This window comes from Opitutus sp. GAS368, from assembly GCF_900104925.1.
In the GTDB taxonomy this organism is placed as follows: domain Bacteria; phylum Verrucomicrobiota; class Verrucomicrobiia; order Opitutales; family Opitutaceae; genus Lacunisphaera.
The window spans coordinates 477,705-488,501 of sequence record NZ_LT629735.1 but is presented as its reverse complement, the minus strand read 5'-3'; the positions used below and the strand labels follow the sequence as shown (position 1 = coordinate 488,501).

Below are 10,797 nucleotides of genomic sequence, written 5' to 3'. Positions count from 1 at the left end.
GTCAGGGCTGGTTGCTGAAAAGATAATGGCTGCGGGTTTCGCCGAGCAAATAATAACGGAAAGCTCGATCGGCGAACAGTTCCGTCACCGCCTCCTTTTCCGCGACGACCCACAGGCGCACGGGTCCGGTCCAACGGCGGCGGAACTCGGCATCGTCGATGAAACGGCCGCTAGCCCGCGCGGCGGCATCCTCCTCCAGCTCCAGCTCGCCCTTGCCATCCACCACATCGACGACCCGGCCAGAGTAGTAGGCAAAGTCATGAAAGAATTCGTGGTAATTCACCACCCGGTCGGCGGGTTGCGCGCGGGCCTTGACGATGCGGGCCAGTTCGCTCGTGCCCGGCCGCTGGATGTCGGGCACGGCGAAGGTGAGCGTGGCGTAGAACAGCCCGGCGGTCACCGCCATGGCGCGCAGGGCGTGGATGGAGCTGCGACGGAGTTCAAGCCAGAGGGTCAGCGCGCCGCCGGCCAGGGCGATGGCGGCGAGGGCAAAAGCGTAGGGGCGCAGGGCCAGGGCCTGGATTGGATCGCGGATGATGCGTCCCGGATACAGCACGACCACCGCCAAGGCGATGCCGAGCAAGGCGCTGAACCCGGTGAAAAAGACCAATCCCGCCCGCAACCGCTTCGGGTCTTCCGTCCCCGGCCGGGCGAGCCACGCGCCGATGAGCACGGCGAGCGGCGGAAACACCGGCAGGATGTAAGGCGGAAGCTTGGAGTGGGATTTGCTGAAAAACAGAAAGATGAAGGCCGCCCAAGTGACGAAGAACCAGGCGTTGGCGTTTTCCTTGCGGGCGGTCCACCCGCCGGGCAGGGCTGCCCGGAGTGCCGGCCACAGAAAGCCGGTCCAGGGAAACAGCCCTGCAACCACAATCGGGATGAAATACCACCAGGGGCCGGGCCGGCTGGCCGCGGGGGAGGTGAAGCGCTCCCAGTGCTCATAGACAAAGTAGCGGTGCGCCCAGGTCTCGTTGCGCAGCGCGGCCAGCACGTGCCACGGCGCGGCCAGGGCCAGAAAAAGCAGCGCGCCGGTGGGGAGGTAAAACGGCCGCAACCGGCGCCACTGGTTGAACACCAGCAGCCACAGGAACATCACCGCACCGGTGACGAGAAATCCGATCAGGCCCTTGGTGAGCGTCGCCAGAGCCATGCTCGCGTAGACGCCGTAAAACAGCCAGCGCCGCCGCCCGCCCGCCGGTTCCTGCACCCCGAGGATGAAACAGAACAGCGCCGCGCTCATCAGCACCGACACCGCCATGTCGAGCAGGAGGATGCGTGCGAGGGCGAAGTAAAGCAGCGCCGTGGCCAGCACGAACCCGGCGGCCAGACCGGCGTTCCGGCCATACAGACGCCGGGTTGCCGCATAGGTTAGCAGCACGCCACCCAGGGCGAAAAGCGCCGGCACGGCCCGAATCGCCCACTCATTGGCGCCGAAGACGCCCTGGTTGGCGGCTACCGCCCAGTAGACCAAGGGGGGTTTCTCGAAATAGTTCACCCCATTCAAGCGGGGGGTCACCCAGTCGCCGGTGGCGAGCATCTCACGAGGGATCTCGGCATACCGGCTTTCGTCGGGATTGGGCAGGCTTGACGAACCCAGCCGCAAACCGAACAACCCCAAGCATAAGAGCCCCAGCAGCAGCATGTCTCGGCGGACGGAAGACGGAGTCGGGGCGGCCATGTGGTTTGGTTCCAGCAAAGACAAGCGTTGGGGTGAGTCACGCCGAATCCGGCCCGGTTGCGCGATGCAGAATCGGCTTGGTTGCTGACGGACGGTGATTTACACCGAGGTATGTCATGGGATTTCCCGGTAACTGGTCATCAGCCCCCACCGTCTCATGGGATGTGCCAGACTTTTGCACAACTCCATGGCTGATGAATCGTTCGACCTCGTCGGTTGTCTTGAACGGGTGCGCCGGCGCGACCAGGTCGCGGCCCGTCAGCTGGTCGAACATCTCTACCCGCTGGTCAGCCGTATCGTGCGCTCCCATCTGCCCCGCCGCGTCGCCGAGGAAGACCTCGCGCAGGACATTTTCCTGAAAATGTTCACGCGCCTTGAACAATACCAGGGCCACGTGCCGTTCCCGCACTGGGTCTCCCGCATCGCGGTCACGACGTGCATCGACCAGCTGCGCGCCCAGAAGCGCCGGCCGGAGTTCCGCTGGGCCGACCTGTCCGAGAACGAGGCCGAGGTGCTCGACAACGTGATCACCGACGAGCGCGATGTTCTGCCCGGCGACGCGCTCGCCGCCCGCGAACTCGTCCAAAAACTGCTCGGCCAGCTCAAGCCCGACGACCGCCTCGTCATCCAGCTGCTCGACCTCGAGCAAAAGACCATCGCCGAGATCAGCGCCCTCACAGGCTGGAACCAGACCCTCGTCAAGGTGCGCGCCTTTCGCGCCAGACGGAAATTGCAAAAACTTTTTCAAGAACTACAAAGCAAGGAGAAGTCATGAACCGATTCGACCACCACTGGCAGAAATTGATCGTCCTCGCCCGGCAGGCGCCCGTCGACGCCGGCACCGCCGCCCCGTATGGCTTCGCCACCCGCGTGGCCGCGCAGGGCTTCGCCCTGCCGCCGGCGCCGTGGCTGTCGCTCGGACGCTTCGCCCTCCGCGGCCTGCTCGTCGCGGCGGCCTGCAGCGTGGCGGCCGTCGTGTTCAACTTCGCGGAGTTCTCGACTGATCAGAGCGACATCTACGCCACCGGCACGACCGACACCGTCGTCGAGCTGCTCGACATCTCCTGATGAACAAACCCTGGAAAGTCATCGTCGTCCTGATCGGCATTTTTGCGGCCGGCGGGGTGACGGGAGGGTTTGTCACGCTGCGCTTCTTCAAGAACAAGATCCTGAACCGCCCGGTGCCCGAGGAGTGGGCCCCGCGGCACCTGAAGCGGCTGGCCGAGCGCCTGGAATTGACGCCGGACCAGCAGGAGCAGATCCGCCCGATCGTGCGCCGCAACATGGAGCAGCTGAACCGGGTGCGGAACCAGTCCATGACGGAAACCCAGGCGACCGTCGAGGGCATGCAGCGCGAGATCTCCGAGAAACTCACGGCCGAACAGCGCCTCAAGTTCGAACAGATGAACCGCGAGCTGCGCGAGGCGCGCGAAGCCCGGGAGAAGGCCGAGAAAGCCAGGCGCGCGGCCGAGCGGGCGACGGCCGAGAAGAACGGGGAAAAGGAACAAGGGGCGGAAAAGCCTCCCGGCAAGTGAGTTGATCTCCCGCATGGGCGCCGGAAACGGCGCCTTTTTTATTTTGGTTGCAGGGGGAGGGGGCCCACCTACGTTCCGCCTTGGCCAGGCGCCATGCATGGGCAGGCGCGTGAACCCCGCCAGGGCCGGAAGGCAGCAACGGTGACGACGTCCTACCAGTGCCGTGGAGTGCCTGGCCACTTTGTTTTCCCGCGCAGCGGGAAAACAAACCGCGCCGAAGTCCCCCCGGGACGAAGGCGGGTAGCGCCCGAATCCACTCAGACCACCGCCACCGTGTTTCGCAGCAGGCCGATGCCGGTGATGGTGATCTCCACGATGTCCCCGGCCTGCAGCGTGAACGAATCGGGCGGCACGACTCCGGTGCCCGTCAGGAGCATCGCGCCATGCGGGAAGGTCTGGCTGCGACACAGGTGACCCGCCAGCTCGGCGAAACTCCGTTTCAGCTGCCCGGCCGAGGTCTCGCCGGCGAACACGAGGTGTCCATCGCGCTGGATGGCGATGGCAATGGTCCAGCCGCGCGCGTCGGCTTCGGTCACGCCGAGCGTGATCCACGGGCCGAGGGCGCAGGAGCGGTCGTAGACCTTGGCCTGCGGCAGGTAGAGCAGGTTCTCGCCCTCGATGTCACGCGAACTCATGTCGTTGCCGATGGTGCAGCCCACGATTTGGCCGCGGGAGTTCAGCACGAGCGCCAATTCCGGCTCGGGCACGCTCCAGCGGGCGTCGCGCCGGATGCCGACCGGTTCACCCGTCGCGGCGACCTTCTCCCCGAGGGCCTTGAAGAAGATCTCGGGCCGCGCCGCGGCATAGACGCGGTCATAGGCCGTGGCACTGAAATCCGACTCCGCCATCCGCGCCGTCTTGCTGCGCAGGTAGGTGACGCCGGCGGCCCATACTTCCTGGCGCTCGACCGGGGCGCAGAGCGTGATCTCCCCCAGGGCGAATTGCGGCAGTTGCCCGCGGGCCGCTTGTTGCAGCAGCGCGACGGGATCCGCGGCCTCGAGCACGGCGTGCAGGGTGGTGAGCCCGGTGGGCGTCAGGTCGAGCACCAGCGCATCGTCCGTCACCAGTCCGAGGCGGACAGTGGGGCCACCCGATTTGAAACGACAGACTTTCATGGGGCGGGTGCGAATTTTGGCGGTGGGCCGGCGAAGGCGACAACTTTCCGCAGTAATCAGGAGCAACATTAGAACTGACCGTGTGCTATTGACGCGACTCGCCGCCCGCCACCAAGCTCCGGTGATGTCCGACCCCGACAGAGCGTCCGCCGCATTGGCGGTGCCGCCCGCCGCGCCCACGCGCGCCCGCTACTGGGTGGTGGTGTTTGCGGTCCTGCTGGCGGTCATCCTTTACGTGGATCGCATCGCGATCTCGCAGGCGGCACCCCAGATCGCGGGCGACCTGGGGCTTTCCGTTTCCCAGATGGGCTGGGTCTTCTCGGCCTTCACGCTGGCCTATGCGCTTTTTGAGATACCCGGCGGCTACCTCGGCGACCGGATCGGCCCGCGCCGGGTGCTGCTGCGCATTGTGGTGTGGTGGTCGTTTTTCACGGCGGCGACGGGCTGGGTGTGGAGCTGGTCGTCGCTTCTGGTGACGCGCTTCCTGTTTGGCGCGGGCGAGGCCGGCTGTTTCCCCAACCTGACCAAGGCTTTCAACGGCTGGCTGCCGCCGGTGGAGCGCTCGCGCGTGCAGGGCATCATGTGGATGAGCGCGCGCTGGGGCGGAGCCGCCACGCCGTTGCTGGTCTATGCCTGCCTGCATTACATGAACTGGCGGACCGCGTTCATGCTTTTCGGTCTGCTCGGCGTCGTTTGGGCGGTGGTCTTCCATTGGTGGTATCGCGACAACCCGCGGGAGCATCCGGCGGTTAACGCCGCCGAGGCCGCGCAGCTTCCCCCCGCCGAGGATTCCACCACCGGCCATGACGCGGTGCCGTGGAGCCGGTTCCTGCGCTCACGGACCGTGTGGTGCCTGGGGGGGCAATATGCGGCGCTGAGCTACGCGTGGTATTTCTTTATCACCTGGTTTCCAACCTACCTGCTGAAGGAGCGCGGCTTCGACGTGAAGCAGAGCGCGCTGCTGGCCGGCCTGCCGCTGGCGCTGGGTGGTTTCGGCTCGCTGGCCGCGGGCTGGCTTCAGCCCCGGCTCGCCCAGTGGCTGGGCGGTGTCCGGCGGGCGCGCTGCGGGCTGGGGGCGGGCGGCATGGCCGCCGCGGCGGTGCTGCTGGTGGCATCGACGTTCATCGCCAATCCCTACGTCGCGGTGATGGTCATCGCCTTGGTGAGTTTCTGCAACGACCTCACGATCCCGGGGGCGTGGACCACCTGCATGGACGTCGGCGGTCGGTGGGTCGGCACACTCGGCGGTGCGATGAACATGATGGGCAACCTCGGCGGCTTTCTGTCGCCGATCGTCATCGGCTACATCGTGCAGCGGACCAACAACTGGACGCTGGCCTTTCACGTGACCGCCGCCGTCTACCTGCTGGGCGCGGTCTTCTGGCTGATGATCGATCCCGTCACACCACTGGAACAACAGGTGAAGGACTGACATGACCGCTCCGGAAAACCCAAGCCGCAGTGCGTGGTCGTCGCGGACGGCGACGTGCTGGGCCCCGCATCGCCGGAAATCTTTGCGATCAAGACGCACGCCGCCGGTGCGGCCGGCAACCTGCCTCGGACCGACGATCAACTGCGGAACAGCCCGAGCGGCGACCTGTTCGGGCTGAGCCAGAACGCCGGCATGGGCTGGAATCCCGCCGAAGTGGGCCGGCGGGCCGCTGGGCAAGATCTTGGACGGCGATATCATCCGGATTGAACTCGATTGCCGCCGGCTCGAGGGTGCGGTGGACCTGGTCGGGGAGGGTGGCCGCCGGTTCACGCCCGGGGGGAGGGTGCGGCAGTGCTGGCGCACCGCACATCGCGGCCGGACCTGGCGCCGCACCCGGCGCTGCCGGACGGTGGGCGGCGTTGCAGCAGACCGGCGGCGGCCCGTGGAGCGGCTGCGTGTATGATGCGGATGCAGTCATCACGGCGTTGGCGGGAAAGAAGTAACATCAGGCTCGCTTTTCTGTTTCTCTGACTTCTGATTTCTGTCCTCTGTCATGTCCGGTTCCTACCAAGTCATCGCGCGCAAGTGGCGCCCCCAGACGTTTGACGACGTCGTCGGGCAGGACCACGTGGTCCGGACACTGAAGAACGCCATCGCCCGCAACCGCATCGCGCACGCCTACCTGTTCGTTGGCCCGCGCGGCACGGGCAAGACCAGCACGGCCCGCATCTTTGCCAAGGCCCTCAACGTCACGGGTGGCCCGAAGGCTGACTTCGACCCGAAGGATCCGATCGCCCAGTCCATCGCCGACGGCTCGTGCCTCGATGTCATCGAGATCGACGGCGCCTCGAACAACGGCGTCGAGCAGGTCCGCGAGCTGCGCGACACCGTCCGCTACGCCCCGGCGCAGGGCAAGTTCAAGGTCTACATCATCGACGAGGTGCACATGCTCTCGACGGCCGCGTTCAACGCGCTGCTCAAGACGCTCGAGGAGCCGCCGGCGCACGCGAAGTTCATCTTCGCCACCACCGAGGTGCAGAAGGTGCTGCCGACGATCATTTCCCGCTGCCAGCGCTTCGACCTGAAGCCGATCCCGACCGAGCTGATCGTCCAGCGCCTGAAGAAGATCGCCGTCGCCGAGAAGATCAAGGTGAGCGACGCCGCGCTCGGCAGCATCGCCCGCATGGCCGACGGCGGCATGCGCGACGCCCAGTCCATCTTCGACCAGATGATTTCCTTCTGCGGCAACGAGGTCGGCGAGGCCGACGTGCTCGATGTCTACGGCTTGGTCGCGGCGGACAAGATTGCCGCGCTCGCCGCCGCGCTCGCCGCCGGCGACCACCGGAAGATCGTGGAGATCGTGGACGAGTGCGACGAGAACGGCCGCGACCTCTACCGGCTGCTCGTCGACGTGCAGGCGAACGTGCGTGGCGCCTTGCTCGCGGCCATCGCCAAGGGCGGCAGCAGCGACGCACTCGGTTCGCCCATGACGACCGAACAGCTTACCCGCCTGCTCGACGGCCTGCGCGAGGGCGAGAATGGCGTGAAGCACGGCCTGTCGGAGAAGATCAATTTCGAGGTGGCGTTGCTCAAGGCCGTCGAGGCCAGCCGCGCCCGGGCCATCGACTCGCTGATCAAGGAGATCGCGACGCTCGCCGACAGCCTCCCCGAGGACGGCTCAAAAAAAAACGACTGACGCGGGCGGCTGAGGCGCCGAAGCAGGAGGAGGAATCTGTAGCGGCGGTCTATGACCGCCGGTCTGACGATGACGGCGGTCATAGACCGCCGTTACAGGCGCAGCCTTCGGATGCCCCGGCGGGTCCATCGTCCGACGAGGAAGCGGCGTTTCTCGCCCAGGAGCGCGAGATGGGCATCGTGACGCCGGCGTTGATGCACACGGAAAGTCCGCCGGAGGAGAAGGGCGACCTGCCGCCCATGGAGGATCTCGTGAAACGGATTCCGGCGCCGGCGCGCGAGGCTTTGGAGGAACTGTTCCGCGCCCGCTTCGTGACGGTGAAGCGCATGCCGCAGTCGGCGCTCAAGTAGTGCCCGGTAATTTGTAACGTATTACGTTACAAATTACCGACCGGCCAGTGGTCGCCGAGCGGTGACAGGCCGTCGTGCGCCCGGGCATAGAGGTAGGTCTGGGCCGAGCTCGCGAGCGGGTTGGGGGCAAGGACGACGTCAATCCGCCCGTAGAGTCCCTCGTCGAGGCCCTCGAGTTTGTCCAACTCGGCCAGGCAGGTGTCATCCACCACCCAGAGTTCGCCGGTCACCCCGGCGGTGTCGCCCGGCGCGCGGACCATGCCCGGATAGTCGCCGAGCGAATAGAGCGTGAAGCCCGGCACGGTGCGGGCCGTCCCGAGGAAACGCTGATGGGCGACGAAGGCATGGTTGGAGCCGCCGCGCTTCAGGGTGCCGTAAAGAAAAACGGTGGTCATGGGGCCAGCGCCTCGACGACCAAGGCGGTGATGTTGTCCCGGCCGGCATTGGCGAGCGCGGTGTCGATGAGCCGCTGGGCCACCGGCAGGTCCGAGGCGGCGCGGACGATCTCGTTGAGCTGGCGATCCCACAGGCCCTCGGTGAGGCCGTCGGAGCAGAGCAGGTAGCGGTCGCCCGGCGCGCAGGGCAGGGCGCCGAACTGCGGGTCGATGAACTGGTGCTCGGCTCCGAGCGCCTGATTGAGCAGGTTGCGCATCGGATGCTCGCGGGCCTCGCGCTCGTTGATGCGGCCGTTGCGGCGCAGCCAGCCGACATGGCCGTGGTCGTTCGTCAGCTGGTGAATACCGCCGCCCGGCGGCAGGTGGTAGATGCGGCTGTCGCCGATGTGGCCGAAGTAGATCCAGCCCGGGGTGAACCAGGCGAGGCTGAGCGTGGTGCCCATCCCGCGGCACTCTTCGTAGGACTGGCCGAGCTTCAGCAGGTCGTAGTGGATGGCGCCGAACAGCTCGCGCAGGGTGGCGTCGTAGCCGCTCGACAGGCCCGGGACGGCGAGGCGGAAGCCCTTGGGCAGGAGATGGGTGATCTTGTCCTTCGTGATGCGGCTGGCGAACTCGCCGGAGTTGGCGCCGCCCATGCCGTCGCTGACGGCGAACGCGAAATCGGTGCGGAGCGACGAGGCTTCGCCGGTCTTGCCGAGATAGCGCACCTCCCGGCCGTCGAATTCAAGGGCGAGAAACGTGTCCTCGTTGTTCGTGCGGACGTGGCCCCGGTGGGTCAGGCCGGACCAGCGCAACGTAGGGGCGGACGGGCGGGCGCCGCCGGGAGTTTCGTCGAGGATAGCGGCGAACTCGAAATCGATGATGCAGAACCGTCCGTCGGTCGGTCGATAGGTGATGTTGCGGATCTCGGGATCGTCATGACGCACGCCAAAGGTCTCCAGCTCGGCGAACAGCTCCTTGAGGCGTTCCGGGTTGACCTGCTCGACGCGCGAGCCGCAGTTGGTCGTGATGATCTTGAGGCCGGGCTCGTCCGCCTCGATCAGGCGCGGGACAAAGCCGCAGCCCCGCTGCTCCAAGTGCCGGAGGACGCGCACCTCGTTCTCGAACCGGGCGTAAGCCTGCGGGCCGCGGAAGGTCTTGTGGACCAGACCGTCGTAACCGATGCGAACCAGGGCGCGCTGCGTGTTCTTGACCTCGTGCATGGGTGGTAAGGGTGCCCGATATGTTGTAGGTCGGGCTTTACGCCCGACATCACGGGGTGTCGGGGATAAACCCCGACCTACAGGTGAGGCATCACGGACGATTCAGGCCCCACCGCAGGTGGCAAGAGCGCGCTGCGCCGGACCGATAGCCGCGTCAAGGCCAGTCACTTGTAAAAGCCGAGTCATGTGAGGAAAATCTCGTTGCTTCTGGCATATGAGGTGCTGATTTGGGCATCCAGTTTTGTGGGGCATGAGCCGGCGAGCATTTTCGCCGGCTGATGCTTCAAACCCCAACAAACCACCCGAAAAAAACCATGGCTAAATACAAACTGGAATACATCTGGCTGGACGGCTACACGCCGCTGGCGAGCCTGCGGAGCAAGACGCAGATCAAGGAATTTGCCAGCTTGCCGAAGCTGTCCGAGCTGCCCGTCTGGGGCTTCGACGGCAGTTCGACGCAGCAGGCCGAAGGCAAGAGCTCGGACATCGTGCTCAAGCCGGTGGCGTCCTTCCCGGACAGCACGCGCAAGAACGGGGTGCTGGTGATGTGCGAGTGCTTCCAGCACACCGGGGTGGCCAGCCCCTCGAACTCCCGCGCCACGATCCCGGATGACCCGGACACCTGGTTCGGCTTCGAGCAGGAGTATTTCTTCTGGAAGGACGGCGCGCCGCTCGGCTTCCCCGTCGGCGGGTTCCCCGGACCGCAGGGCCCGTATTACACCGGCGTCGGCTACAAGAACGTCGGCAACATCGCCCGCGAGATCGTCGAGAAGCACATCGATATCTGCCTTGATGCCGGCATTAATATCGAGGGCATCAACGCCGAGGTGGCGAAGGGCCAGTGGGAGTTCCAGATCTTCGGCAAGGGCTCCAAGAACGCCGCCGACCAGATGTGGGTCGCCCGCTACATCCTCGCCCGCCTGGGTGAAAGCTACGGCGTGGACATCGAGTGGCGCTGCAAGCCGATCCTGGCCCCCTTCCAGCAGCCGCTGGACTGGAACGGCTCGGGCATGCACTCCAACTTCTCGACCAAGTATATGCGCGAGACCGGCGGCAAGGAATACTTCGAGAAGCTGATGGCGGCCTTCAACCAGTATCGCGACGAGCACATCGCCGTTTACGGGCCGGAGAACCACCTCCGGCTCACCGGCCTGCACGAGACGCAGTCGATCGACAAGTTCAGCTACGGGGTGGCCGACCGCGGCGCGTCGGTCCGCGTCCCGCACAGCTTCATCAACGCCGGCTACAAGGGCTACCTCGAGGATCGCCGGCCGAACTCGGCGGCCGACCCGTATCTGGTCGCCGGCCGGATCCTCAAGACGATCCAGACCGTCCCGACCACGTAAGCCTGCGCCTCGTGCCACTTCCAGCCGCCCGGCCCCGCAAGGTGCCGG

General features: G+C 66.1%; 12 protein-coding genes and 1 other RNA gene. 9 read left to right on the top strand and 4 right to left on the bottom strand.

Features of this window, described 5'->3' with window-relative positions; genetic code table 11:
• Position 1: 1 nt before the first annotated feature.
• Positions 2-1,678: a phospholipid carrier-dependent glycosyltransferase gene (locus BLU29_RS02100; protein ID WP_091054926.1), complete on the bottom strand. Its 1,677-nt coding sequence runs from the start codon at positions 1,676-1,678 to the stop codon at positions 2-4.
• A gap of 187 nt (positions 1,679-1,865) precedes the next feature.
• On the opposite strand from BLU29_RS02100, the gene BLU29_RS02095 reads away from it, so the two are divergent.
• From BLU29_RS02095 to ffs, 4 genes are all read left to right on the top strand, one after another.
• A complete protein-coding gene (locus BLU29_RS02095; RefSeq protein ID WP_091054925.1) occupies positions 1,866-2,453 on the top strand; it encodes an RNA polymerase sigma factor in 588 nt (195 codons plus the stop codon).
• Positions 2,450-2,746 carry a hypothetical protein gene (locus tag BLU29_RS02090; RefSeq protein ID WP_091054924.1) on the top strand — a complete coding sequence of 99 codons (297 nt, stop codon included), beginning with the start codon at positions 2,450-2,452 and terminating at the stop codon, positions 2,744-2,746. Before BLU29_RS02095 ends, BLU29_RS02090 begins: the two co-directional genes overlap by 4 nt.
• Positions 2,746-3,213, top strand: coding sequence for a hypothetical protein (locus tag BLU29_RS02085; protein ID WP_091054923.1), 468 nt, complete (start codon positions 2,746-2,748; stop codon positions 3,211-3,213). Before BLU29_RS02090 ends, BLU29_RS02085 begins: the two co-directional genes overlap by 1 nt.
• Positions 3,214-3,295: 82 nt before the next feature.
• Positions 3,296-3,394, top strand: an RNA gene (gene ffs, locus BLU29_RS02080) — signal recognition particle sRNA small type.
• Positions 3,395-3,470: 76 nt separating this feature from the next.
• On the opposite strand, the gene BLU29_RS02075 is transcribed toward ffs, so the two are convergent.
• Complete coding sequence (locus BLU29_RS02075; protein ID WP_091054922.1) at positions 3,471-4,328, bottom strand: fumarylacetoacetate hydrolase family protein; 858 nt, start codon at positions 4,326-4,328, stop codon at positions 3,471-3,473.
• A gap of 124 nt (positions 4,329-4,452) precedes the next feature.
• On the opposite strand from BLU29_RS02075, the gene BLU29_RS02070 reads away from it, so the two are divergent.
• The 4 genes from BLU29_RS02070 (at position 4,453) to BLU29_RS02055 (ending at position 7,806) form a co-directional block, all read left to right on the top strand.
• Entirely contained in the window at positions 4,453-5,760 is a 1,308-nt protein-coding gene (locus tag BLU29_RS02070; protein WP_091054921.1) for an MFS transporter, read from the top strand.
• Between the two features lie 33 nt (positions 5,761-5,793).
• Complete coding sequence (locus BLU29_RS02065; RefSeq protein ID WP_091054920.1) at positions 5,794-6,027, top strand: hypothetical protein; 234 nt, start codon at positions 5,794-5,796, stop codon at positions 6,025-6,027.
• A gap of 286 nt (positions 6,028-6,313) precedes the next feature.
• Positions 6,314-7,456, top strand: a complete 1,143-nt coding sequence (gene dnaX / locus BLU29_RS02060) for a DNA polymerase III subunit gamma/tau (RefSeq protein WP_091054919.1) — start codon at positions 6,314-6,316, stop codon at positions 7,454-7,456.
• Positions 7,457-7,626: 170 nt separating this feature from the next.
• Complete coding sequence (locus tag BLU29_RS02055) at positions 7,627-7,806, top strand: hypothetical protein (RefSeq protein ID WP_091054918.1); 180 nt, start codon at positions 7,627-7,629, stop codon at positions 7,804-7,806.
• 26 nt (positions 7,807-7,832) lie between these two features.
• Here BLU29_RS02055 and BLU29_RS02050 read toward each other — a convergent pair whose 3' ends face one another.
• Both BLU29_RS02050 and BLU29_RS02045 read right to left on the bottom strand, forming a co-directional pair.
• Positions 7,833-8,201, bottom strand: a complete 369-nt coding sequence (locus tag BLU29_RS02050) for a gamma-glutamylcyclotransferase family protein (protein WP_091054917.1) — start codon at positions 8,199-8,201, stop codon at positions 7,833-7,835.
• Positions 8,198-9,403, bottom strand: a complete 1,206-nt coding sequence (locus BLU29_RS02045) for a protein phosphatase 2C domain-containing protein (protein WP_231962293.1) — start codon at positions 9,401-9,403, stop codon at positions 8,198-8,200. The genes BLU29_RS02050 and BLU29_RS02045 overlap by 4 nt, the downstream gene beginning before the upstream one ends.
• Before the next feature lie 314 nt (positions 9,404-9,717).
• Here BLU29_RS02045 and BLU29_RS02040 point away from each other — a divergent pair, with 314 nt between their 5' ends.
• Positions 9,718-10,749: a glutamine synthetase beta-grasp domain-containing protein gene (locus tag BLU29_RS02040; RefSeq protein ID WP_091054916.1), complete on the top strand. Its 1,032-nt coding sequence runs from the start codon at positions 9,718-9,720 to the stop codon at positions 10,747-10,749.
• Positions 10,750-10,797: the final 48 nt, after the last annotated feature.